General features: G+C 40.9%; 20 protein-coding genes and 2 pseudogenes. 14 read left to right on the top strand and 8 right to left on the bottom strand.

Annotated features, from left to right (window positions below):
* The first annotated feature begins 75 nt into the window (after positions 1–75).
* The 12 genes and pseudogenes from dndC (at position 76) to AC1F2U_RS30600 (ending at position 10994) form a co-directional block, all read left to right on the top strand.
* The gene (gene dndC, locus AC1F2U_RS30655; protein ID WP_480264554.1) at positions 76–1698 is read left to right on the top strand and encodes a DNA phosphorothioation system sulfurtransferase DndC; all 1623 of its coding nucleotides are present in this window, start codon (positions 76–78) and stop codon (positions 1696–1698) included.
* A 75-nt stretch (positions 1699–1773) separates the two neighbouring features.
* Positions 1774–2394 carry a Uma2 family endonuclease gene (locus AC1F2U_RS30650; protein ID WP_480264553.1) on the top strand — a complete coding sequence of 207 codons (621 nt, stop codon included), beginning with the start codon at positions 1774–1776 and terminating at the stop codon, positions 2392–2394.
* A 193-nt stretch (positions 2395–2587) separates the two neighbouring features.
* Positions 2588–4573: a DNA sulfur modification protein DndD gene (gene dndD, locus AC1F2U_RS30645; RefSeq protein WP_480264552.1), complete on the top strand. Its 1986-nt coding sequence runs from the start codon at positions 2588–2590 to the stop codon at positions 4571–4573.
* A 113-nt stretch (positions 4574–4686) separates the two neighbouring features.
* On the top strand, positions 4687–4950 hold the full coding sequence (locus AC1F2U_RS30640; RefSeq protein WP_109011374.1) for a hypothetical protein: 264 nt from the start codon (positions 4687–4689) through the stop codon (positions 4948–4950).
* A 68-nt stretch (positions 4951–5018) separates the two neighbouring features.
* Positions 5019–5294, top strand: a pseudogene (locus AC1F2U_RS30635) (type II toxin-antitoxin system PemK/MazF family toxin); the annotation flags it as partial.
* Positions 5295–5324: 30 nt separating this feature from the next.
* A complete protein-coding gene (gene dndE, locus AC1F2U_RS30630; RefSeq protein ID WP_094345020.1) occupies positions 5325–5711 on the top strand; it encodes a DNA sulfur modification protein DndE in 387 nt (128 codons plus the stop codon).
* 51 nt (positions 5712–5762) lie between these two features.
* Positions 5763–7211: a DNA phosphorothioation-associated putative methyltransferase gene (locus tag AC1F2U_RS30625; protein WP_480264551.1), complete on the top strand. Its 1449-nt coding sequence runs from the start codon at positions 5763–5765 to the stop codon at positions 7209–7211.
* 256 nt (positions 7212–7467) lie between these two features.
* The gene (locus tag AC1F2U_RS30620) at positions 7468–8760 is read left to right on the top strand and encodes an AmpG family muropeptide MFS transporter (RefSeq protein WP_480264550.1); all 1293 of its coding nucleotides are present in this window, start codon (positions 7468–7470) and stop codon (positions 8758–8760) included.
* The gene (locus tag AC1F2U_RS30615) at positions 8745–9167 is read left to right on the top strand and encodes an ABC transporter permease (protein ID WP_334893423.1); all 423 of its coding nucleotides are present in this window, start codon (positions 8745–8747) and stop codon (positions 9165–9167) included. The genes AC1F2U_RS30620 and AC1F2U_RS30615 overlap by 16 nt, the downstream gene beginning before the upstream one ends.
* Positions 9168–9319: 152 nt before the next feature.
* Positions 9320–9508: a hypothetical protein gene (locus AC1F2U_RS30610; protein ID WP_094353026.1), complete on the top strand. Its 189-nt coding sequence runs from the start codon at positions 9320–9322 to the stop codon at positions 9506–9508.
* Positions 9509–9530: 22 nt separating this feature from the next.
* Entirely contained in the window at positions 9531–10061 is a 531-nt protein-coding gene (locus AC1F2U_RS30605) for a GNAT family N-acetyltransferase (protein WP_480264549.1), read from the top strand.
* A 174-nt stretch (positions 10062–10235) separates the two neighbouring features.
* Complete coding sequence (locus AC1F2U_RS30600; protein ID WP_334844372.1) at positions 10236–10994, top strand: HEAT repeat domain-containing protein; 759 nt, start codon at positions 10236–10238, stop codon at positions 10992–10994.
* 207 nt (positions 10995–11201) lie between these two features.
* Here the strand turns inward: AC1F2U_RS30600 and AC1F2U_RS30595 are convergent, their stop codons facing one another.
* The 7 genes and pseudogenes from AC1F2U_RS30595 to AC1F2U_RS30565 all read right to left on the bottom strand — a co-directional run bounded on the left by AC1F2U_RS30595 (position 11202) and on the right by AC1F2U_RS30565 (position 22271).
* A complete protein-coding gene (locus tag AC1F2U_RS30595; RefSeq protein ID WP_480264548.1) occupies positions 11202–11609 on the bottom strand; it encodes a phosphomannose isomerase type II C-terminal cupin domain in 408 nt (135 codons plus the stop codon).
* A 174-nt stretch (positions 11610–11783) separates the two neighbouring features.
* The gene (locus AC1F2U_RS30590; protein ID WP_480264547.1) at positions 11784–13127 is read right to left on the bottom strand and encodes a PQQ-dependent sugar dehydrogenase; all 1344 of its coding nucleotides are present in this window, start codon (positions 13125–13127) and stop codon (positions 11784–11786) included.
* A 348-nt stretch (positions 13128–13475) separates the two neighbouring features.
* Positions 13476–14672, bottom strand: coding sequence for an EAL domain-containing response regulator (locus AC1F2U_RS30585; protein ID WP_480264546.1), 1197 nt, complete (start codon positions 14670–14672; stop codon positions 13476–13478).
* Positions 14673–14850: 178 nt separating this feature from the next.
* Positions 14851–15672 carry a hypothetical protein gene (locus tag AC1F2U_RS30580; protein WP_480264545.1) on the bottom strand — a complete coding sequence of 274 codons (822 nt, stop codon included), beginning with the start codon at positions 15670–15672 and terminating at the stop codon, positions 14851–14853.
* Between the two features lie 475 nt (positions 15673–16147).
* Positions 16148–18929, bottom strand: a pseudogene (locus tag AC1F2U_RS30575) (glycoside hydrolase family 10-like protein).
* Between the two features lie 964 nt (positions 18930–19893).
* A complete protein-coding gene (locus tag AC1F2U_RS30570) occupies positions 19894–21219 on the bottom strand; it encodes a TIGR03279 family radical SAM protein (RefSeq protein ID WP_480264544.1) in 1326 nt (441 codons plus the stop codon).
* A 227-nt stretch (positions 21220–21446) separates the two neighbouring features.
* Positions 21447–22271 (bottom strand): undecaprenyl-diphosphate phosphatase, encoded by an 825-nt coding sequence (locus AC1F2U_RS30565; RefSeq protein WP_480264543.1) that lies wholly within the window; start codon positions 22269–22271, stop codon positions 21447–21449.
* A 436-nt stretch (positions 22272–22707) separates the two neighbouring features.
* Between AC1F2U_RS30565 and AC1F2U_RS30560 the strand changes: the two genes are divergently transcribed.
* Positions 22708–23487, top strand: coding sequence for a DUF3120 domain-containing protein (locus tag AC1F2U_RS30560; RefSeq protein ID WP_480264542.1), 780 nt, complete (start codon positions 22708–22710; stop codon positions 23485–23487).
* Between the two features lie 105 nt (positions 23488–23592).
* Here AC1F2U_RS30560 and AC1F2U_RS30555 read toward each other — a convergent pair whose 3' ends face one another.
* On the bottom strand, positions 23593–23769 hold the full coding sequence (locus tag AC1F2U_RS30555) for a hypothetical protein (protein WP_480264541.1): 177 nt from the start codon (positions 23767–23769) through the stop codon (positions 23593–23595).
* 372 nt (positions 23770–24141) lie between these two features.
* Here AC1F2U_RS30555 and psbU point away from each other — a divergent pair, with 372 nt between their 5' ends.
* Positions 24142–24570 (top strand): photosystem II complex extrinsic protein PsbU, encoded by a 429-nt coding sequence (gene psbU / locus AC1F2U_RS30550; protein ID WP_194040639.1) that lies wholly within the window; start codon positions 24142–24144, stop codon positions 24568–24570.
* Positions 24571–24760: the final 190 nt, after the last annotated feature.

The following is a 24760-nucleotide window of genomic DNA, read 5'->3' as shown; positions in this document are numbered from 1 at the left end:
GAATTCGCCAACAGTCTCATTCTATTCGCCCTATTCGCCCCAATATTACACCAGTGTTTTCAGAGAGAAGGAGAAATGACTACAGCACAACAACCAGAAAAGACAGTTCAGCAAACACGTACTGTAGCAGAGTTAGTGGACTATATCCAAGTTCTCAACACTGAAATTCAAGAATTGTATTGTTTAGATGAGATACCTTGGGTTTTGGGCGTGTCTTGGGGAAAAGATTCTAGTACAGTATTGCAGCTTGTATGGAATGCGATCGCTGCTCTTCCTCCAGAAAAAAGAACTAAAACTATATATGTAATTACAACCGATACTCAGGTAGAAAATCCTGTAGTGTCTGCTTGGGTTCGCAAATCCATGCAGAATCTCAAGGTAGCTGCTAAAAAACAGGGGATGCCAATTGATCCACATTTACTACAACCAGTAATTGAAGACACATTTTGGGTAAATCTTATTGGTAAGGGATATCCAGCACCCCGTAACCAGTTTCGCTGGTGTACACCACGTTTAAAAATTAATCCTGCTAATCAATTCATCCGTGAAATAGTTAGAGCTAACGGTGAAACAATTCTTGTATTGGGTACTCGCAAAGCAGAAAGCGTCAAACGTGCTACCACAATGAAAAAGCATCAAGTTGATCGAGTACGCGATCGCCTGAGTCCTAATGCCAGCCTACCCAACTCCTTAATCTATACTCCTATTGAAGATTGGAGTAATAACGATGTCTGGATATACCTGAATCAGTGGGATAATCCTTGGGGACAAAGTAATAAAGAATTATTTGCTATGTATCGAGGTGCAACAGCCGATAATGAATGTCCACTAGTTGTTGATACTTCTACTCCTAGCTGTGGTGATTCCCGATTTGGCTGCTGGGTTTGCACATTAGTGAATAAGGATAAATCAATGGAGGCGATGATCCAAAATGATGAAGAAAAAGAATGGATGCAGCCATTATTAGATATTCGTAATGAACTAGATATCAAAGATGACCGAGAAAAAAGAGATTTTAGAAGAATTTGGGGAGATGTCCAACTATTTGAACGCAATAAAAACGGGGAAACCTCCATTGAACCAATCCCTGGCCCCTATACCAAATATTGGCGGGAACATTGGCTCAGACGATTATTAGAAGCGCAAACAAAAACCCGTCGTACAGCGCCAGAAAATATGCGCGACATCACCCTAATTACTCTAGAAGAAATGAGCGAAATTCGCCGCATTTGGCTAGAAGAAAAACACGAATTTGATGATAGCTTACCCCGGATTTATCAAGAAGTGACAGGCGAAGAATTTCAAGACCCCCGTCCTGGTGCTGATTATAGCCTACTAGGCCGTGATGAATGGATAGTATTAGAAGAAATCTGTGAAGGTGACGCGATGCACTTGGAACTCATGGCAAAATTGTTAGACACAGAACGCCAGTATCGCAAAAAGACTCGTCGCGTAGGCATATACGAAACCCTAGAAAAATGTTTTAATACGAGTTCCCGTTCCCCTGAAGATGCGATTAAAAATGCTCGTTTGAAACGCGAATTAAGCGAAGCAGTTAGTCAAGGTGATGTTGCAAAAGTCAAGCAGATGACTTTGGGCGATGTTGCAGCAATAAATGAAGTAGATGAAGGTGAAACTGAAAGTGATGAAGAGGTAACTTGGGCAAGTATGAAATTTAAAAAGGAAAACTCAGAATAATAGAAGACGGGAGTCAACCAAACTACTTAAAGAACGCTTGACAAAGTTGGGTTATCTTAAAACAAGCGAGGTTCTATGATTCAAGCCATACACAACTTAGTAACTTTTGAAGATTTTGCAGCTTGGCGGCCTGAGGGTGGAAGATACGAATTACATGATGGCGTGATTGTTGAAATGGCACAACCAGTGGGAGATCATGAGGATGTTGTTGGTTTTTTGGCGCTAAATATATCTATCGAAATTGGGCGACAAAAACTTCCTTACTTCATTACAAAAACTGTATTAGTCAAGCCATCTGAAAGTGAATCAGCTTATTCACCAGACATCTTAATAATCAATCGACCAAATTTAGTGAATGAGCCTTTGTGGAAAAAAGAATCAACTGTATCTCAAGCTACATTTATTCCCTTAGCTATTGAAGTCGTTAGTATTAATTGGCGAGATGATTACTACAAAAAATTAGCTGATTATGAATGTATAGGTATTCCCGAATATTGGATTATAGATTATGCGGCTATAGGTGCTAGGAAGTTTATTGGCAATCCTAAGCTGCCTACTATATCCATTTATCAATTAATTGATGGTGAGTACCAAGTTACTCAATTTAAAGGCGATACCCATATTGTCTCGCCTACTTTCCCAGAATTGAATTTAACCGCCGAACAGATTTTTCAAGCTGGAGGTGTGCAAATCTAGCCACGATTACCAACACCGAGACAGATACAATCGCATTTCCTAACAGTTAGTGATGGTATTATATATATTTCATAGACAATATTTTTTTTCAATGCGTCAGACAAAACCATCTAATTAATTTTATCTGATTCCTTTCACCACAAACTTTTTGCTTCTGCGATCGCTGTCGAACTCATGTTAATCTTAAAAATCAATGATATTTCTTGAACTCGTTCTACAAAACTTTGGCCCCTACAGTGGTAAACAGGTAATTAATCTTAACCCAAAAATTGATGAGGAAAACTCACACCCAATCATCCTATTAGGTGGTATGAATGGCGGCGGAAAAACCACTCTTATGGATGCGATTCGTCTCGCCCTGTATGGCGCTCGTGCCCAATGTTCTACCCGTGGTAATTTAAGTTATAGTGATTTCCTGAATCAATGCGTTAACAATAAAATTGATCCAGTTGCAGACACCCGGATTGAGTTGCTTTTTGAACATATTGAAAACGATAAACCAATAAAATACCGTGTTGTCCGTAGTTGGACAAAAAATCCTAAAGACGGTAAAGATACATTAGGGATTTTAGGCGACAGTGATACCTGGCCTGATGCTTTAGTTAATATATGGGATGAATATATTGAAAATCTTCTGCCATTAGGGATTTCCAACTTATTTCTCTTTGATGGTGAACAAGTTAAAGAACTTGCAGAACAGGAAACACCACCACCAGTTGTAGTAGATGCAATTCGCGGACTTTTAGGGCTAGAATTGGCAGATCGTTTAGCAGTTGATTTAGATATCTTAGTTAACCGTAAACTTAAAGAAGTTGGTAATAGTAAGGATTTAGCAAACCTAGAGGAAATTGAAACTAGGTTAACCCAACAGCAAGAAGATTATCAAACCACAGAAGAGAAAGTAGAAATTCTCAAAAATCAGGTAGAAGAGTTAGAACAAAAGCAGCAAGAAGCCTTTGATAAATTTATTTCTGAAGGTGGAAAGATTGCAGCCGAACGCAATCAACTGGAACTACAACAGGATACCAAAACTGCGGAAATTGAACAAGTACGTCAGTCGATGTGTGAATTAGCGGCTGATGTTTTACCTCTGGCATTAATTCCTAATTTGCTTACTCAGGCGCAAGCACAGGGAGAAAAGGAATTTCGCCATCAACAGATACAAATTTCTAAAGATTTGTTAATTGAACGAGATCAGCGTTTACTCTCTTGGCTAAATCAAGTAGAAATTTCTCCGATACAAGTTGAAAAAATCCAATCATTTTTAATCCAAGATGTAGATAGTTTATATGCAAAGACTCTCCAGACGGAAGCACTTTGGTTATTAGCTGATGATGAAACTTTAAGTCAGCTAGATAATCTCATATATCACTTACAAAATTCTAAACTTTCTGCAAAAGAAAAATTAGCTATTCTCAAAAATAAAGAAGAAGAAATTCATACTCTAGAAAGGCAAGTGCAAACAGCAGCAGCACCAGAAGATTATACAAAGCTGCGTCAAACACTAGAAGCGGCACAAAATCAAGTTGTTGAAGCTAAAGCAAATTACGAAACAATCCGCCGCCGTTTAGCTGAATTAGAAACTATTATTGCCAAGTCAAAAAGAGAATTAAGTGATTATACTGTAGAAAATATTAAGCATAAAAATAGCGAACATATTATTACCTCTGCGGCTAAAGTTCAAAACACACTTAAGATTTTTCGTGAAAAATTAACTCTGCGAAAACTCAATAAATTAGAGGAGGAAGTTAAAAATTGCTTCCTTTATCTTCTCCATAAATCAGACTTGGTGCATCGCATCACCATTGATACCAAGACTTTCAGCCTTTTGCTTTACGATTTAAATGGTAAACCTGTTCCTAAACATCGTTTATCAGCAGGTGAAAAACAACTACTTGCGATCGCATTCCTCTGGGGTTTAGCAAAAGTCTCTGGACACCGCTTACCAGTAGCAATCGATACGCCACTAGGTAGACTAGACTCCTCTCACCGCAGTAACTTAGTTGAACGTTACTTTCCATCCGCCAGCCATCAAGTAATTTTGTTATCTACGGATACTGAGATTGGCAAAAAAGAAGTAGAAACACTGCGAGAAAACGAAGTGATCGCGCGCGAATACCTTCTCAAATACGACTCCTCCACGCGCCAAACAACTATCCAACCAGGGTATTTTTGGTAGTAGATAGGGTATTTTTGGTAGTAGATATTGTTAAAAAATTGGCGGATCGTGATTTTTCTAACTCTAGATATTTACAATATATATAACGGTCTTTGGAAAGTAGATAAGCAATTATGAACTCACCACATTTACTAAAAATAGAGCGTGATCTACGTGCTTTGTCATTAGAAGAACTAGAATGGGTTTTAGAACTTATCACAAGACAAGTGCAAGAAAAGAAGCAAATATCAGATAGCTTTACTGATGTTAAATATATGAATGAACAACTAGCTGCAATGGCTAGTGATTTAGATATACAGGCAGAAATTGCCTCTATAAATAATGAATTTGGTGTTACAGAAATGGATGGGTTAAAAAAGGGTTTAACAAAGTGGTGAGCATTGAGAGAGGACAAATTTATTTTATAAATCTTAATCCAGTGCGTGGGCGATAACAAGCAGGAACACGACCAGTTTTGGTGTTATCTATAGACGCTATCAACCAATTACCTTTGGTTGTAACTGTAGTTGTAGGTACGAAAGGAACAAATATTAGGCACGATTATCCAAATAATATACGAGTCTCTCCAAGTGACAGTGGATTGCGACTAGAAACAGTGTTTTTATGTTTTCAAATTCGTTCTTTAGATCCAAATCGCTTTCCTGCCGATCCATCTGGCAAGATTTCTGACTCCAAGATGCTTGAAGTCGAAACTGCGGTTCGCTACTGTTTGGGTTTATGAACGAAAACTACCTCAATTTTTAGGAAGATAATGGAATCACCCATTGAAAGAATAAAACTCTCCCAAACAGCCAAAGACCAACTTACCAAACTTAAGCGCAGCACCAAAATCGACCAGTGGAATATCCTATGTCGTTGGGCATTTTGTCGTTCCCTTGCAGAATCAACCACACCCTCCCCCGTCCCAATCCCCCAAGATAGCAACGTTGAAATGAGTTGGCGCGTCTTTGGCGGCGAAATGTCCGATATACTCCTTCTCGCCCTCAAGCAACGCTGTCACAATGACGGTTATCCCACCGATAAAGAAACCCTAGCCACCCAATTTCGCTTACATTTGCATCGTGGAATTGGCTACTTAGCAGGCGATCCAAATATCAAGAAAATTGAAGATTTAATTGAACTAGCGGTTAAAAATTGAAAGGATATTAGTTGATTGTTAACTGTTGACTGTTAACTGACAACTAATATTATGCCTGAAGCGCTAGAAATTGAGCGTCATAGAGCTGCGATCGCTCGCATTGATATATCTCGCCCTGTACGATTGGCTATAGAAGGGTCAATCCTCAATCAAGACACCACTTTTTTTGACTACGGCTGCGGCTACGGTGGTGATGTGCAGCGAGTAAAAAACTTAGGCTACACCAGTACAGGCTGGGACCCTTACTACTATCCCGATGTACCACGCACCTCCGCCGATGTGGTCAATTTGGGTTATGTCCTCAACGTCATTGAAGATTCAGAGGAACGCCGTCAAAGCTTGATCCAAGCTTGGGAACTCACCGGGAAAGTTTTAATTGTCGCGGCTCAAATCCTTATTAACGCTCCCAGCAAAACCCAACTTGCTTACAATGATGGCATTGTGACGCGCCGCAATACTTTTCAGAAATATTACGAACAACAAGAACTCAAAACTTATATTGATGAAGTCCTAAATGTTGATGCAGTACCGATCGCACTAGGCGTTTACTTTGTTTTTCGAGATGAAGCTGAAAAAGAAAGTTACAAAGCTATCCGCTTCTTTTCTGCGACTTCTACACCGCGAGTCCGCATTCCCACTAAGCGGTTTGAAGATTATCAAGAACAGCTGCAACCCTTAATGGCTTTTTTTACCAAGCGCGGTAGACTACCTGTCAAAGGCGAACTGGAAAATGAACAGGAATTACTCAGCGAATTTGGTAACTTCCGCCGCGCCTTTGGTGTAGTTTTGCAAGCGACTGATGAGGCTGAATGGGATGCGATCGCTTATCGTCGTTCTCTTGATATCCAAGTTTATCTTGCCCTCACCCACTTTGATAAACGTCCTGCATGGCAGAAACTTGCGCCAGAAATGCGTCACGATATCAAAGCCTTTTTTAGTAGTTATGAAGAAGCTTGTCAAGTAGCCGATCAAAAGCTTTTCAGCTTAGGTAAACCTGGGGTGATTCAAACTGCTTGCGAAAAAAGCAAAATTGGTAAACATACGCGTGGTGCGCTTTACGTCCATGTTTCCGCACTAGCAGCACTTGACCCCGTACTACGAATTTGTGAAGGTTGCGCTAGCCGTACTATTGGGCGTGTCGATGAAGCTACATTAATCAAATATCACACTGATAAGCCGCAAATCTCCTATCTGTCTTACCCCGAATTCGACAATGATCCTCATCCCGCATTAAAAGCCAGCATCGGTATTGATTTAAAGACCCTATTCGTCACTCATCGAGACTATGAAACTAGGGCAAATCCGCCAATTTTGCATCGGAAGGAAACATTTGTTACCAGCAACTACCCAGGCTACGAAGAATTTGCTAAACTCACCCAACAAGAACAGCAATTAGGATTACTCAATAGCAAAAGCGATATTGGTACGCTTGAAGGTTGGGAAAAATGCCTCGCCACACACAGAGTAGAAATCAGGGGGCATCAAGTTTATCCAATTTAAGAAAGTTAAGAAAACGCTGACGCTATAAGGTTATCCTGAATTTGTATTTAACCCAAGTAAATCTTGGTAGTTTGTCATGTTTGCGATAAATTACACAGCAGCTATAGCAAATTTCAATCCCCGATCGGGATTATATAAGAAACTGCTGCCGCTCCGATAATTCAAACCTTTATAGGTACTAGTTACATGATATGCCTTTACATTTCCTCGTTGGATTTTATTGATATTTCCTCAAAAGAGGCTAAAAGTTAAAACTATGAGGAAAATTAAATCGCTACTGGGAGTTTTCGGTAGTCGCAAGATGGCGGCTTTATTATTTTTAGGTTTTTCATCGGGTTTACCGTTATTGTTAATCGGTAATACCTTAAAGGCTTGGATGACCGTAGAAAAGGTAGACTTAGCCGCTATTGGTTGGTTTAGCCTTGCTAGTTTGCCTTATTCCTTGAAGTTTCTGTGGTCGCCACTGCTGGACAGGTTCGCCTTACCAGTGTTGGGACGACGACGGGGTTGGTTAATTTTGACGCAGATTGCTTTAATTGTAGCGATCGCATTCATGGCTTTTCAACAACCCAAACAAGCATTACAACTACTAGCAATCAACGCCATAGTTATCGCCTTTATCAGTGCAACTCAAGATATTGCCGTTGATGCCTACCGTACCGACGTTTTAGAAAAACTAGAAATGGGGGCTGGTGCAGCAGTTTTTATCTTAGGTTATCGAATTGCCCTATTAGTCGCAGGTGCTTTAGCCTTAATACTTGCTGACAAACTGCCTTGGTCATCAGTTTACTTGTTTATGGCAGGGATAATGGTAATTGGTATTCTTGCCACCTTGTTCGCACCAGAACCCCAGGAAATTAGCCCTCCAGGTTCTCTCGCTGATGCTGTCATCTTGCCCTTTCAGGAATTTTTTCAGCGTCAAGGGATTATCAAAGCGATTCTAATGCTGGCATTCATTACCTTATATAAACTAGGTGATGCTTTGTTGAGCAATATGACCACGCCTTTTTTGCTGCAAACTGGTTTTACCAAAACCGACATTGGGGCAATTCAAGTGGGGATGGGGTTAATTGCGACGATTGTTGGCGCTTTAGCAGGTGGTTCAATTTTGAGTGCTATTGGCATCAATAGATCGCTTTGGGTTTTTGGTATTCTACAAGCAGTAAGTAATTTAGCTTACTTTTTTCTAGCATACATCGGTCAAAACTACCAAGCTATGGTACTTGCCATCAACGTAGAACAATTTTGTGGTGGATTGGGGACAGCAGCCTTTGTTGCCTTTTTGATGAGTCTTTGTAACCAGCGGTTTTCCGCAACCCAATATGCTTTGTTATCCAGCTTAATGGCTGTCAGCCGCGATATTCTGGCGGCCCCTGGAGGCGCGATCGCTCAAAGCACGGGTTGGCCTGTATTTTTCTTAATTACCATCGCCGCCGCTGTACCAGGACTATTCCTATTGCCAGTATTTGCCCCCTGGAACCCTCAGCCAGTGGCAGTATCCAGACCAGGACTTGAGGACGAAGAAGAGGATATATGGGGAATCAAGTAGTTATTGCTGTCGGCACATTCATCCTCTTACTCACTGGTTTATTACTGGGGTATGTTCTCTCGCAGTTAGTTCTGGGATTTCTAGCATTTAACCTCCTAACTTTTTTCGGAACACTCAGCCTAATTTTAATTTTTGGTACACTTTATTACGTTTTATTTTGGCAGTTGCGGAGAGAGCAATCCCGACCATCAACTCCATCAAGCATAAATCAAGGGATACCAACCCAGGTAGAGGAGGGTTCATCTGATAGCTATCTCAAAAACAGGCTAATTGCTAAATTATCTGGTGACACTGCCGCTGCCGAACGGTTAATTGAACAGGCAAAGGAAACTTATCCTGGGATGCCGGAGAATTGGTATTGCGAAAGAGTTCTTGATGACTTGGAGAGCGATCGCCAGAGGGAGTAGGGAGACAAGGGGAAAAGGAGAATAAGAATGCCCAATGCCCCATTCCCAATCCCCAATTTCCATGCACAGAAAATTGCTAAAATAAATCAAGAATACTTCACAAATCTTCAGCTAGGTTCTCATAAAAGTTCCTAGCTTCTTGCAATTAAAATATGGCTATTTTTCGTCAATACATTGCCCCACTGCTTGCAGTATTAGTATTTTTCTTTGCCCTAGTGGCAGTCAGCGCCCGCATATTTTTACCCTCTGATATGGCAGCACCCGCACCAATTGAAGAGGTGGGAGTAAGTTCTCAATCTACTCCAAGTGATTTACCACCAGCAGCACATAACGCGAGCTAGCTAAGTCAATAAACGTATTTAAGTGTCTGAGCAACTATTACCTGGATATATTATTCGCCGTGGCTCCCTTTTGGAGCGATCGCTGTTGCTTAAATTCATGCAGCGAACTTACCAGGATCTCTTTCCCAATGAAGATTTTTCTCACCTAGAGCAAACAGTTAAGCAATACTTTTCTAGCGATACGCCCTTGTGGTGGGTAGAAGAAGGGGAGCAGGGGAGCAGGGGAGCAGGGGAGCAGGGGAGTAATAAAGAATCTTTGTCCTCTGCCCCTCATTCCCCTATCGCCTGCCTCTGGGTTGGCAATGCCATAGATCAAGTACATGGAAATCGTCATGCTCACATCTTTATTCTCTACGTTGTACCAGAACATCGGCGACAGGGTATTGGTACAGCTTTAATGCAATATGTGGAAAATTGGGCTATTCAAAGAGGCGATCGCCAAATTGGACTGCAAGTGTTTCAATCAAACAAACCCGCATTAAATCTTTATAATCAGTTAGGTTATCAAACCCAATCCATCTGGATGGTAAAATTCCTGAGTGCAGAAAAATAAACTCAAGGATAGCGATAATATACTGTTGCATCTGAGTTATGGAGGTTCTCGTTTGGATAAAACTCAACGAGGAAGAAAGGAAAATGTATAAGAACCCAACTAATATATATAAAGCTTTAACTTATTAGCGCGGGGGATTATGTGTTAATCCCTTTTCGGGATTGAAATCAAATTATGTATGACGAAGACGATCTAAGCCTGCTCGATATTGAGGAGGAGCTAGAAAGCCCCTTAGATAAAATAGAGCCGCTAACTGCCGAATCAGTTGTGGCAAAGCCCGATCCAGAAGTGATGCTAGCCTTGCTGGAAAATCCCCAGGCCCAGCAAAGAATGTTAGCGGCACGTGCTTTTTGTGATATAGAAGATGCCCGTGCTACCCCTCATCTGATTCGCCTGTTAACTGATACCTGTCCCTTAGTGCGGGTAAGTGCAGCTTATGGCATCGGACGCAATCCCAGTTTAGAAGCAGTGAGTCCGTTAATTGCTCAACTAAACAGTGATTGGAATGGCTATGTACGTAAAGGTGTAGTTTGGGCTTTGGGAAACTGTCGCGATCGCCGTTCTTTAGCACCTTTAGCAAACGCTCTCAGAACCGACATTTCCGCAGTGCGTTTGTGGGCTGCTAGTGCCTTAGCACAGATGGCAGAAGTTGGTTATGAAGCAGTGATAGGAGCAATACCACCATTAATCGAAGCCTTAGTCCAAGATCCCGTAGCAGCGGTGCGGAGTAACAGTGCTTGGGCAATCGGTCAACTGTGCCGCGAATTGCCTTCTAATGTAGTTTATGCCACAGCGATCGATGCCCTAATTCAAGCCTTTGCCGAAGATCAAGATTTGGGAGTCCGAGAAGACGCTAAAGCCTCACTGTTAGGAGTGGGCGATCCCCGTGGCTTACAGCTAATTGAAACCTTGGAACAAGAAGGGTGGTTTTGATGATTGGGCATCGGGCATCGGGTAAGTAATCGGACAGAAATATTTACACATTAGGTTTTAGGCTGGATAAGAGTTTCAGTCGAAATTTGTATAATTAATTTTGTCTTATTATGTTGTTAGTTATTTCTCCCTCTCTCCCCTGCCCCTCTGCTCCTCTGCCCCTCTGCTCCTCTGCTCCTCTGCCCCTCTGCTCCCCTGCTACAAACCTTACTGTCCTTCAGCTACAGGTTTGACCAAATTTAAGTCATAAGGGCGCTCAGTATCATCCTCACCCAAATATTCACCATTTTGAATTTCCAGAATAACTAGCGGGATATGTCCAGGATTTTCTACCTTATGTAGTGTTGCTGCGGGGACATAAGTTGATTCGTTTCGATTCAGCAATATTTCTGCATCGCCACAAGTCACTTTTGCCACACCGGAAACTACAACCCAATGTTCATTGCGGTGATAATGAATTTGCGGTTTAATTCCATGCCTGGGCTTGATTTCCACACGACTAATTCTATAGGTTTCTCCCTCTTCGATTACCTCTACCTCACCCCAATATCGTGTACCTGAATGTGGAGACAATTCGTTGATATTTGACTGAGTATTATTTTCATTGGGAGTCATAATTCATTTTTCAACCAGATAAGTATTAGTATTTATCAGTAATTTACCGTAAACGAGATAAACCTGGGTAGAGAGATGCAGTTACAACGTCTCTATTGATGACAACTGCTCTAACTTTACTTGAGGCAATAGATTCTATCCGTAAATTTCTAAATGTTGGAATACGTGAATTGTTCACTCCCCCGTATACTGAATCCGATAAATCCGATTATTGGCTTCTTCTGTTAGTAGTAAACTGCCATCTGGCAACACGAGTAAACCTACAGGCCGTCCCCAAGTGCTGGGTACAGAAGGATTTAGCAAAAATCCTGTGAGAAAGTCTTCGTAGTAGCCAAGCGATCGCCCTTTAGCATCGAAGGGAACAAATACAATTTTATAACCAGTGCCGCGATCGCGGTTCCAAGAACCACGAAAAGCCGCAAAAGCACCGTTCTGGTATTTTTTCGGAAACGTTTTACCATCATAAAACTGTAAACCCAATGCTGCGGAGTGCGCCTGGAACAGTACATCTGGCGTTTGAGTACGGGCTACTAAATCAGGACGTTTACTTTTGTCATCCGTCTTTTGCCGCGGATCGAGGTTGTTTGGTGTTAGATAAGCGTAGGGCCAGCCGTAAAATGCCCCCTGTTTAACACGTGTCAGATAGTCTGGCACCAAATCATCACCAATTCCATCCCGTTCGTTAACAGTGGTATAAAGTTCCTTAGTTACAGGATGAAAGTCTAAACCAACAGGGTTACGCAAACCGGAAGCGAAAGTTTGCTGCTGGGAACCATCTAAATTCATCACCTGTATCGAAGCTCGTGGTAGGGGTTCCTCGTCTACATTGGTTCCCGATCCAACTGAAATATATAATTTATTGCGATCGGGTGAGACAACGACATTACGCGTCCAATGGTTGTTATAACCTTGAGCGGGCAAATCGGCTATTTTTTCTCCTTTACCTGTAATCTGGTTTTGATCTTGAGTGTAGGGAAAACGCACTACAGCATCTGTATTTCCCAGAAAAAAGGAATTACCTGCAAAAGCCATCCCAAAGGGTCTATTGAGTCCGTTGTCACTACTAGCAAATGTTTCTCGAACGTCAGCTACACCATCAGCATTGCTGTCACGCAACAAACGAATGCGATTTTGTCCGGTTTCAGTCACTAAAACATCACCACTGGGGGTTAAAGCTAGCCAGCGTGGGGCATCTAAACCTTCGGCAAAAACGTTTACTGTGAAGCCTTGTGGTACGCGCAGCACCGGATTTTGGGGAATGGGCACAACCTCAGGCCGCTTCGAGGCACTTTCTGTTGCGAAGGGTGCTGGTAAATTCTTCAGATTGATTCGGATGGGTGTAGGTGAAAGTGCTTCAGTACGGACAATATTTTTTGGCTGTGTAGGATTCTGTGTCAGTTGGGCAGAAGGTACAGATTTTTGAGGTGTAGGATTATCTGAGTTAGCGCGAGTCTGGTTACAGGCTGCTGCCAAAGTCATTAAAAAAACTGGCAGCAAAAAACGCGCAGGAACTTTCATGGTGGTAGACACTATACACAATGTTCCTACTCTAGACTTGAGGCTTAATGATTGTCGCCAGTCAAAAGTTTGATTTTTCTTAGTTGTCAACCTATTAACAATTCAAAAATAAAGCAATAGTAACTAGATTCTATTCCCGATACCCAATGCCCGATGCTCAATATTTACACATATAGCAATCTTATTTGAGTTGTGAAAAATATAGATTAGAAAACGAACCGCCATCTCTACGAGAGGCTTCCGCCAACGCGCAGCGTCTCGTAGAGAAGGACGCCAAAGACGCCAAGGAAAGAAAGAAGAAAGAGAGATATAATTTTCACGAATGACTTAGGACTGCTATATAAGCATTTAGTTAGTGAACAAAAAATCTTCAAATTTTGCTGCTGGTAAGGGACGACTAAATAGAAAACCTTGCATAGAATTACAGTTATATTTGCGTAAAAAATCCAGTTCTGCTTCTGTTTCTACACCTTCAGCCACTACATCTAAATTGAGATTATGAGCCATTTGAATTAATGCCTTAGCGATGGCTGACTTTTGCGGATCGTTAGCAACATTATGGATAAAATAACGGTCTATTTTTAATGTATTAATTGGTAAGTTTTTCAGATAAATCAAAGAAGAATAACCCGTACCAAAATCATCAATTGCAATTTTAACACCCAAGGATTGCAATTTACTCATAGTAGCGATCGCACTATTGACATCTTGCATAATCATACTTTCAGTGAGTTCTAGTTCTAGGTCATCTGGTTCTAGATTATTCACGGATATAAAATTAACTACGTTATGAATGAAATCTGGCTGGTTAAATTCAATTACTGATAGATTTACAGCAACAATCAAGGAATTAATTCCAGCATCACGCCAGCTTTTAATTTGTTGGCATACCCTTTTTAATACACATTTTCCAATTGGAACAATTAAACCTGTAGACTCTGCTAACGGAATAAATTCTGTTGGATAAATCATTCCTAATTCTGGACTTTGCCAGCGCAATAAACTTTCAGCACCTACTATTTTTCCCGATGCGATATCGACTATTGGTTGATAATAAATTTCAAATTCTTGAAAATTATGTTGTTTTATAGCTCGGTGTAAGCTAATTTCTAACAACTGCATTTTTGGAGACAAGTTATTAATGACAGTCTGAGGAGATAAATACCTTTTTAAAGTAGCGTATTTTTGCAACCTGTTCATGATGGCACTTAATAACTCAGCTCTAGTAAATGGCTTAGTTATATAGTCATCTGCACCCATATCCATACCTTGACGGAAGTCAGATTTGGCAGATTTGGCAGTGAGAAAGATGAAGGGAATTGTTGCCGTTGATGGATCTTGACGTAATGCTGTTAGCACGCCATAACCGTCAATTTCTGGCATCATCATATCACAAAGAATTAAATCAGGAACTTCGGAGATAGCCAAATTTACCCCGATTCTGCCATTAGCCGCAGCAATAGTTTCAAAATCCTCTGCTTCTAGCAGATCTAAAATGTTTTCCCTGACTGCTTCTTCATCTTCTATTATTAATATTTTGGGCATAAATTACCTCATATTTATATTTTATTATTAACGGCTTAATCTAGCAATGCTTATTACCAAAACAAGTATGTTTCTAACAAGTATTTTAACTATTTAGATATCTCCACAATTTTTTAAAATTGCCATTTTTAATCCAGCATCTAGTATATTAACACCATTGATAGCGCAAGCAAATGATTTAATAAAATATACTATATCTTTCTTTTTGGAAAAGACAAATTTGCCAATCTTTAATTTCAAATACAACTTGTCTATATTGACTAAGTAAATTCAAATTGAAAATCCTATCATCAGAGAAAGATTTGATAAAAATTGAAAACAAGTTAGTCAAAATCTGCGCCAGAAGTTTTTCATCGATGCAGCAGGTTGCAAATTTATATTGACTGGTGAAAAAAATCAAGCGCCGATAGCCCAGATTCATCTGTATTTGTTCTGGCGATTGTCGGCTATATTCAACCAAATTGAAGGATGTTTGTCTATACTCTAATTTTCCTACTTCTAACTGGCCAATAATCAATACATCATTCAACATTTCAGTCATGATTATGTGATATTTGGGCCTATTAGTCTGCATGACCCTATAAGACTTACGGTAGAAGTCCAAATTTTTCTCATAAACTTCAATGAAGTGAGTGTATTTGCCTGTCGTAGCTTTACGTACTATAGCGCGTGCTAGTAACCATTGGGGCTTGAGTAATTGTCTCTCAACGAAAATCTGATGTTCTACCTCCAAGGAACCAATACTAGCATTACCTCTAGTTTTCTCTGTTTTTTGTGCCAGTACTTGACAGATAGAGATACTTTCAAAAGTAATATTGTCGGTAATGCTACGTTGCTTATATACAACTATAAGTAGTTCCAAATGATGCTGACACAGCCGTGATAGCACTGAGACTCTCTCCAAAAACTCTGACATATTCAATGTCATGACTAAGGTATGCATAACTTCAAAAGTATTGGCTGTTTTCAAGCTAGTTCCAGAAGCTACAAACAGTACCATATCATGCTTGGTGAAGTACCCTACTACCTGCGAAGATGAAAAAACAAGATAATTTTACCCCGTGCTACATCAGTGCGTAAGTGTAGCCCGTTGTAGAAATAGCATCTACTCTAATAGTGATGCTTTTAACACAACATCAGTGGCGAACAGTCAATTCTTGACTCTAAGCTTTGCAGCCCAATGAGTTGAGGTAAAGCTTGCATAGATTTTAACGATAGCTATCATCAAATAATAGTTATCTAAAGTCGGTTATCTAAATATTTTCCAATATTTTGACGCTAAAAAACTAGTAATATTTGGGATACAAACACTACAAAAAGTGTGTTAATAATTACAAGCCAGCTTATATCTAGCTAGTTGGGTATTGAGCGTTGGGCAAAACAGTTCCGAGTGCTGTTAGCGGTAGCAGGGCGTTTAGCCCGTGTTGAGTTAGGAGTTTTCTTTTTTGTTTCCCCTCCTACCCGCCTCTGCCTCTTCACAAAGGACGTAACTGCACCCGCCGTTCGCCATAACGTAAAAGCCTTTCTATAGTTATGAGCCGATTTTCCCAAACTTTGACTTGATAGGAATTCGACTTAATTTCTTGGCTCATCAATACGCGAAATTGAGACTGAAAACGAGTTAGAGAGGCTTTCGCCACGAGTAACTTACTAGCAGAAGGGGAAACGGCAAGCTGATTTAAAGCACTGCGTAAAACTTCTGCCTGGTTGTTAAAATCTGAAATTTTCTGAGATGGCCTTTGTCGTTGGTCATTTTGGAAAACAAATTTCCATTCCCGTTGTAGCGCGGTGTAACGGATGGCGGCAGTTTGAAAAGGCTGACGGAGAGGAATCGGTTCACTTGTTGTAGATTGAATTTTACCTTGGGTGCGACTAAAGATTTTTTGGAGATCGTTGCTAAAATTCTCTGCGGCAAATAGTGCATAACCACTAACTGGCAAGTCTCTTACCAACTGGAGTTGATCGAATGCTCCGATGGTTGGCAAAGAAAGTAAGCGAATTCCCGGCACCAACAAGGTAGCTCCTAATTGTTTAGAGGCAATCCAGGGTTGAGCCAGTCGTTGAAACCGAGAAGTATCGAGAGCATAAGTCATGGGAACAATTAAATCTACATCCCCCTGCCTTGCCCAAGTTTCCCAATTTTGTTGAATTTTTTGAATCCGCTCTTGTTCTGGCAAAGGAAATACTGCAACCGACAAAATCAAATTCGGTTGCTTTTGTCGCAACTGCTGTGATATTTGGGCGACAAAGCTATCAACTTGCTCGGTGCGAAATTTTGTCCATTTTTGCCACAAATCTGCTTGGCTAGGAGAAATATTCACTGGATCTACACCAGTAAGTTTCTGAAATTGCGCTCTTGCAGCTTTCCCATAGCCATAAGTTCGACCTGCTGATGGGTCTTGGAAAGGGTAGCGAATGTAGTCTAGCTGTAGACCATCCACTTTATATTTAGTGACAATTTCCTCATACAGCTTGAGCAAGTATTGCCGTACTTCGGGGTTGGCTGGATCGAAGAATGGTTTGCTCTGACCAACGGGAATCATGTTGCCCAGATTATCGTAGTTTGCCCAATCGGGATGAGCCGCCAGTACTGGCCCTGGATAATTAGGATTAAGGTTGAGAATTTCATTATGACGTTGATTGCCAGCAGCAAAAGTCCACACCCAAGCGTGTAATTCCATGTCTCGCTCATGGGCTAGTTTCACCGCTTCTTCCAGTGGGTTCCACCCACGAATTAATGGGTTTTGCTCTTTTGCGACTTGGCTCGGATAAATTGTATAGCCAGCGTTAACAGTTTCAAAAAAGACGGTATTAATCCCAGCTTGAGCGAGGCGATCGAAAATCTGTGCCAGTCCCGCCTTACTACCAGCACGAACAATCGTCCCCCGATCTAACCAAACTGCGCGAATTTCTGGTTGAGCTAGTTTCCGATCGACAGGAAACTGCTGCCACAAAGTCGTTTTAGCGAGCAGCCACTGCTGACGAGCCAAAGCGTAGTTTTTTTGAGCAATCAATTGGGGTAAATTTTTGGCAATCAGCCTTGCTTGTGCTAACACTTGATCTTTACTTATGCCTAGCGCCCCCAGTTTGGTTGAGGCTAATTGTGTTGGCTGTTCTTTGACAGACTGAGGAGTGTTCAAAGGCCTAGAAAACTGCTTCTCCTCAGATATTGTTTCGCCAACATTAGCCGCATCAGCTAACACCGCTAAATGAGCGCTTTCCACTCGACCAATCAGATTTTCTAGCTCTTGTTGGAGAGCGATCGCTTGGTTGTTATCAATCGGCTCATTAGAGTTGGGTGCAACATCCAAACGCACCGCTTGTTCTAATTGGTCAATAGCCTCCTGAGAACTTGGCGGTTTGACCATAGGCAAAGCTCTAGGTATGGGAGCAGTGGCAGTTTTAGGAGGAGATGAGAGAGATGAACCGCTCCCCTGCCCCTCTGCCCCCCTGCAATGAAGGCGCAGCCGCCACAGTTGTAGAGCAGCTTTGGGAACCTCCTGGTATTTTTTTTGTACGATTTGATGGCGCTAGTGCTGTCAAATAGTGATTGAGAGTAGTTTTTAACCAGGCATTATCCAACTCGGCTGCGGAGGCTGTATCTGTTCCCCAACGCCAGCCCAAAAAGGTGGAACGCTCAGTTGTCACTACTGCGGCCGGATTATCTTTAGAATTCCAAACAGCAGGAGATTCAGCGCTCATATTGTTAGGAATCACAACGCCGCCACGCACTTTACCAAAGAGTCCAGTTTGATTTGCCCATTCTGGGATCTTGGTTTTTGCAGCTTGAATCTGTTCTGTATCATTAAGGCTGAATCCCCAATAACCTCCCAAGAGCGATCGCAATAATTGCCGTACTCCTGGCGATGACAAACTACCTACAGGCCCACTAGCAATCAAACGCCCTCCCTTACTCATCCAGTCTTCTAGAGCGATCGCTTGAGTTGGTGTTAATGTCTCGACGTTTGGCAAAAATAATACCCGGCGATCGCCCCAATCTCCTCCACTCTTGACATCATTTAGGGAAATTACACAATATTTCACCCCTATTGTCTGTAAGCGATCGCTTATTCCTCTCCATTGATTTGCATTTTCTTGCCCATATACTACGCTCAATACGGGTTCTTCAGTCGCCGCCGCTACTGGCAAAATACTCAAAAAACTTAAAACTACAATTTCACAACTTAAAATAAATAATCTTTTAGCTTCTTTAATTTTTAAACTTATATCTTTTTGGTTTTCCTGATAATTCACCAGTGACTCCTCACTTCATTATTAATTAATTTAGTTATTAGTCATAATTCATTAGTACACAATATAGGACTCTAGCTTGATTCCTAGTAAGTTTACTGAGATTCTCACCCGGATTAAGTAAAGCTAATATTTGGCTTTTCAAAAATCAAATAGAATTCCTATAAGCTTTTCGTAGAAGTACTTAGTGAATGACCTTCATCAATCTAGCCTATCAAAAGCAGTAAAAAATGCCAAGATGGATACTCAAATCGCCCAGGCGATTCTATAGAAATTGTTAGCTATTACATTGTGAATTTCATTCTATTGGTGACTAGCTTTTTAGAAAATTTTGTGTTTATCAATTCCCATAGGCTTTTGGGCAATTGCAGAGAGTTTTCACTTAAACCTAAAAAAAATGCCACTCTTATTCTAATTATCTGTTTTTCAGGGTTTTGTGAGTTAAAAAAGTAATACTAGTGCATCTTAAAGCCCTCACCTAAATCCTTCTTCCAAGCATGGGAGAGGGACTTTGAAATTGGCTCGGCTCCTCTTCTCCCAAAATTGTGAGAACGGGTTGGCGGATGAAGGCAGATTTTGTATTTGTGCAATAAGTCTAATTAGTACTCTTGACGATCGCCAGAGTTAAACTAACAATAATTTCTCACGAGCTTTCTAGAAAGTTTTAGATAGGATAAGACAATAATTTCAACAGATGCAATTACAATCACCAAAGCTTATTAAATATAAAGTAATATGTTTATATTTAATTAAAGTTTATCAATTTTGTATTTAACATCCAAATGTTTGGATACAAAAAATTAGTTTGAATTGAAAGGCTTAAAATTATACTGATTCAAAAAACGTTTATAACAGATAACCACACCCCCAAAGCATTTTCTTGACAAGAATAGGGGTCGGGGGTGAGATTTTGATATGTACTTCATCCACCTGGGAACTGCTATAAAACTAAAGGGCTAACAAAAACAGCTTAAAGAATACAAGTATTGATTAAATCTTCAACTCCTCCTACTGGTAAAATTTTTGTCTCCAGTTTGCAGGCTAATTCTTCAATACTCATATCATCTAAAAATACCAATTCACCATGTTTGAGCATTACATTTGGTAGTAAAATTCCGTCTCCCAAATCTTGCCCTTGTAAGTTCAACAGCAAATCATGACCCGTTAGTAATCCCGTGACAGTGATACTCTGTCCCCAATAATCACTACATAAAGCACGCATATTTACTTTTAATCCTTCAACAGCATTTAACCGTTTCAAGATAGGTTCAAAGGCGTTTTCTACTGCATTGCCTACTACCCAAGTTAATTTTCTCTGAGGATAAACTTTTGGCGGTAGTAATTCTGTTGCCGCGGCTGCAAATTGCTTGATAAACAACTGAATTGAACCAACACCATTATCAATTTGGGGATACTCTTCATATTCAGATTCGCTCGGTAATTCCTCACCTGCAATCAAAAACCACTCATCAGCTAACCAAGCGACATTAGAGGAAAACTTTTGGCGAAATTGTTGCGAGAGTATTCGTACTTGAGAAATTACTTCTTTCGCTTTTTCTCTGGTTACGGGTGTAAGTTCGTCTTCTGGAGGTCGAAACCTTGTCAATCCGACTGGCACAACTGCCACCGATGCCACCGTAGGCACTTCACCAGTATGAAAGGATGCTAAATCTTTTAGGGTTTGCTCCAGGTGTTCGCCATCATTTATACCAGGACAAACAACCACTTGAGCATGAACTTGTAGCCGTCTTTTTTGAAACCACTTGAGTTGTTGTAAGATTTGTCCTGCACGGGGATTTTTCAGCAGTCTAATTCTCACTTCCGGCTCCGTGGCATGAACAGAAACATACAACGGAGATAAGCGCATTTGTTCAATCCGCTGCCATTCTCTTTCTGGCAAATTGGTCAGGGTAAGATAAGAGCCGTACAAAAAGCTTAAGCGGTAATCATCGTCTTTAAAGTACAAGCTGGTGCGCTTACCTGGTGGCTGTTGGTCGATAAAGCAAAATGGACAGCGGTTATTACACTGAATTAAGCCATCAAATAGGGCAGTTTCAAATTCTAGCCCCAAGTCTTGGTCATAATCTTTTTCAATTTCCAGGCTATGAGTTTTACCAGTAGCGTCTAAAACTTCTAATTCCAAGACTTCATCAGCACACAAAAACTGATAATCAATTAAATCGCGGGGACGTGTACCATTGATTGCAACGATCGCATCCCCAGCTTCAAAACCAATCTCTGCGGCTATTGAGTCTGGAAGAACCTTGGTAATTCGGGCAGGATGAATGGTAGTCATAGTGCATAGAGCATTGGGCATTGGGCATTATAGCGTTTCTCAGTTGAGTCTAATACAGACCTAACCCCCAGCCCTTTCCCTACTAGCGTTGGGGAGTAAAATTCAAAGCCTCTCTCCTTGTAGGAGAGAGGTTAGATTGTATTACAAACAAACGAGCGTAGGCGTAGCCCGTCGTAGACATCGCCACAGTCATTTACTTTAGACAAAGGACAAATGACTAATGATTATTATCCTTTCCAACCTGCTGCGATCGCTAGTAAGATTGCACTACCAAATGCTAATCTATACCATACGAAGATCAAAGTGTTTTTGGTTGCTAAGTATTTGATCAAAAATGCAATTGATAGGTAGGAAAAAATAAAGGTTGAAATAATTCCTACAATTAACAGTCCAACAATGTTATCTGGCAACTGATGAGCTTGAAACAACTTGAATATTTTCAAGTTTTTATACAGCGTCGCAATTGTAAGAGTTGGAAACCCTAACAAAAATGAGAATTTTGCTGCTGTAGCGCGTTCTAATCCTAAAAATAAGGCAGTTGTCAACGTCGAACCAGAACGAGAAACGCCCGGAATCAAGGCAAGTGTTTGTCCTAATCCAACCAAAATACCATCCTGAATCTGCAATGAATCAAAACCGCGCTTACGAGTGCCAATTTTTTCTGCTAGAGCTAGTATAAGTGCCATAATAATTGACATGATGCCAATAATTAATGCACTCTCAGGTAAAATATCTTTTAAAAGGAAGCCGAAAATTAAAGCCGGCAGTGTTCCTACTACAATACCGACAAGAATCTTCCATTCTTCGCGTTGCCAGTCTTTGGCTTTTAGCGCTTCGATTCCACCTTTGGTAATACTATAAATCAGCGACCAAAAATACCCCACAATTGCGATAACGCTGCCAAATTGAATTGCATCAACAAAATCTTTAGAACCTAGTTCTTTCCAACCAAATAGTTTGGTAAAAATCAGAAGATGTGCAGTACTGCTGATTGGCAAAAACTCTGTAATCCCTTGAACAATACCTAAAATAAAAGCTTGAATAAACTCCATATAGAATTAATACCTTTTTCGTGTTATAGAGATCGTGATGAACATTTTTTAGCTGATGATGTTACTTTATATACTCTCTATTGCACCCAATCTTGTAGAAAACTCAATTTTACCGATCGAAAACATCATCGAAGACGCTGACTATGTTCTTACACCCACCTCAATAAGTCAACGCAATTTGAAAAATTCATCAAATTTTAATATTTAGCAGACTCATAGCAGCTGACTTTTTACCTCTCTGTAGTCCCTCTTTACAAGGAACTACAGAGGAGTTATGTACATAGTGGAACTTTAATGGATTCGTCTGGCGCAGAATGTTTTGTTTGGTTTGCGCCAGTGCTAGTGGAAATTTCAGTATAATTACAATGCCCCAGGGGGGGATTTGAAAATGTGATATCTTAAATAAAATAAAGTTTAGTAACAAATATTAAAAACTTTGATTAATAATACACTGTCTTCCTACAGCGTTTCTACCCCTTCTATTGATACCGAGTTGGATTTAGCTGAGACTGGGCAGAATGGTATCAGACAATTGGAATCTACACTTTCCCTTTCTCCCTCTTTACCCTTATCTACTTCTGCCCGGCAAACTTGGTTAGTGTTTGCAGCAGCGGTGTTTTTGGTAACAGTGCCAGTATTTATAGAAGCGCCTATCGTGCGATCGCTACCAAGTCTGAGTTTAGCGCTGACAGGATTTTGGGTGTGGCTCAGTTTTGCCTTAATGTCGCGTCCTGCAACTTACGTCTGGGGCGATTTGCTTTTGGGGTTTAGCTGGAGTTGGTTAGCAGGAGCGATTTACTGGGGTTGGTTACGTTGGGAACCTTTATGGCATCTGCCGGTGGAATTTATCGGTTTACCGTTTGCTTGCTGGTGTCTGGCAAAAAATTGGGGCAAGGTAGGTAACTGGTTTTATTTAGGTTCTTTACTCGGTACAGTTTTAACAGATGTATATTTTTATATAGTAGATTTGATGCCCTATTGGCGGCAAATCATGAGAGTAGATGCAGATGTAGTACCGCAAATATTACAAAATGCTCTCATACAAGTACAAGCACCTTGGGGACAAACTTGGGCGATAATTCTTGCCGTAGTGCTATTAACAGTAGGAATTTCAGCGTTAGGTCGAAATCAAAGACACTGGTATGCCTTTGGTGGCGCAGTTTTAAGCACAATTTTGGTAGACAGCCTATTTTTGTTAGCTGCGATCGCAGCGTGAAGAGGGCAGAAGACACTTGTGTTCCAATAAGCGTGTAAGCTTCTCTTACCAAAACTTTTCCCAGCCAATCTACGGCACATCAAAAATGATGCTGTAGATGATTAATTAGTTAAGAAATATTACATAAAAATCCATCGACATCAAGTCTTTATTGGTAAGGTTTTCGCTCTTAGAAATCGTGCAGTTTTGTGTCTGCTTGAGAGGTAGAATCAGCCACCCCGAAAAGATTTCGTCTAGCAGAGAATGCTGCTGGAATCGTCGATGCAACGCTATTGCAGCCATGCAGGCACTCTTTCCACGATGAAAATTTTTGGCAAAAGTATAGTCAAACCCAGTAACGGTAAATATTGTGGATATTAATACGCTGTATATTAGTTTCTGATGACTGCTGTGTTGACTAAGCTATCAGCTTTTGTCCTTTGTCCTTTGTCCTTTGTCCTTCGTCCTTGGCGCTCTCACGTAGAGGCATTAGCGGCTTCCCGCAAGGTATGACTAATACTTCGGCTTCTCTTCGAGACGCTACGCGTAGCTTGCTTCCCCAAAGGGGTACGCTCAGTACAAGTGACTAATGACTAATGACTAATGACTAATGACTAATAACTGTTGTTAGCTTAAAACTTTTATTTCTGTTTGATGGAGAGAGGTAGAAAAATCGTGAAAGGATTGGCGCGTTTATTAACAGTGTTTAGCTTGTTACTTAGTTGCTGGGGATGGTTGGGAACAACTCAGATAGCCCAAGCTGCTAGTTTCAACAGTTTTGCTTTTCCCCAAGTCCCAGTTCTGGCAATTGAGCGGCAGAATCGGGCAGACGCTAAACTAGGAACGGAATTTGGTAAAAAAATTGATTTGAATAATACCAACGTCCGAGCTTTTCAACAGTTTCCAGGGCTTTATCCCACCCTGGCTAAGAAAATCATCACCAATGCTCCCTACCAAAAGGTAGAGGATGTATTGGATCTTCCAGGATTGAGCGATCGCCAAAAACAAACCCTGCAAGCCAACCTCGATAAATTTACCGTGACAGACCTAGAGCCTGCCTTCAATGAAGGAGACGATCGCTTTAACAACGGTATCTACAGATAACTGAATTGCAGTTAATGTAGCAAATAGCAGCCCACTCCTGATTCTAAGGAGTGGGAGTATTTTATTTAGAGATAAGGGAGATGAGGAAAACAAGGAAGACAAGGAAGACAGGGGAGACAAGGGGGACAAAGTAAGATATCCCCTGCTCCCCTGCCCCCCTGCCCCCCTGCTCCCCTGCTCCCCTGCCCCC

This window comes from Nostoc sp. LEGE 12454, assembly GCF_056620565.1.
This window is presented reverse-complemented; position numbering and strand designations above follow the sequence as displayed.

Bases quoted from the DNA above. Each gene is read 5' to 3' on its own strand.
- AC1F2U_RS30565 (WP_480264543.1), bottom strand. From the start codon at position 22,271: ATGGAGTTTATTCAAGCTTTTATTTTAGGTATTGTTCAAGGGATTACA.
- dndD (WP_480264552.1), top strand. From the start codon at position 2,588: ATGATATTTCTTGAACTCGTTCTACAAAACTTTGGCCCCTACAGTGGT.
- AC1F2U_RS30650 (WP_480264553.1), top strand. From the start codon at position 1,774: ATGATTCAAGCCATACACAACTTAGTAACTTTTGAAGATTTTGCAGCT.
- dndC (WP_480264554.1), top strand. From the start codon at position 76: ATGACTACAGCACAACAACCAGAAAAGACAGTTCAGCAAACACGTACT.
- AC1F2U_RS30620 (WP_480264550.1), top strand. From the start codon at position 7,468: ATGAGGAAAATTAAATCGCTACTGGGAGTTTTCGGTAGTCGCAAGATG.
- dndE (WP_094345020.1), top strand. From the start codon at position 5,325: ATGGAATCACCCATTGAAAGAATAAAACTCTCCCAAACAGCCAAAGAC.
- AC1F2U_RS30555 (WP_480264541.1), bottom strand. From the start codon at position 23,769: ATGGCTGCAATAGCGTTGCATCGACGATTCCAGCAGCATTCTCTGCTA.
- AC1F2U_RS30615 (WP_334893423.1), top strand. From the start codon at position 8,745: ATGGGGAATCAAGTAGTTATTGCTGTCGGCACATTCATCCTCTTACTC.
- AC1F2U_RS30600 (WP_334844372.1), top strand. From the start codon at position 10,236: ATGTATGACGAAGACGATCTAAGCCTGCTCGATATTGAGGAGGAGCTA.
- AC1F2U_RS30585 (WP_480264546.1), bottom strand. From the start codon at position 14,672: ATGCCCAAAATATTAATAATAGAAGATGAAGAAGCAGTCAGGGAAAAC.
- AC1F2U_RS30570 (WP_480264544.1), bottom strand. From the start codon at position 21,219: ATGACTACCATTCATCCTGCCCGAATTACCAAGGTTCTTCCAGACTCA.
- AC1F2U_RS30580 (WP_480264545.1), bottom strand. From the start codon at position 15,672: ATGGTACTGTTTGTAGCTTCTGGAACTAGCTTGAAAACAGCCAATACT.
- AC1F2U_RS30610 (WP_094353026.1), top strand. From the start codon at position 9,320: ATGGCTATTTTTCGTCAATACATTGCCCCACTGCTTGCAGTATTAGTA.
- AC1F2U_RS30640 (WP_109011374.1), top strand. From the start codon at position 4,687: ATGAACTCACCACATTTACTAAAAATAGAGCGTGATCTACGTGCTTTG.
- AC1F2U_RS30625 (WP_480264551.1), top strand. From the start codon at position 5,763: ATGCCTGAAGCGCTAGAAATTGAGCGTCATAGAGCTGCGATCGCTCGC.
- AC1F2U_RS30595 (WP_480264548.1), bottom strand. From the start codon at position 11,609: ATGACTCCCAATGAAAATAATACTCAGTCAAATATCAACGAATTGTCT.
- AC1F2U_RS30590 (WP_480264547.1), bottom strand. From the start codon at position 13,127: ATGAAAGTTCCTGCGCGTTTTTTGCTGCCAGTTTTTTTAATGACTTTG.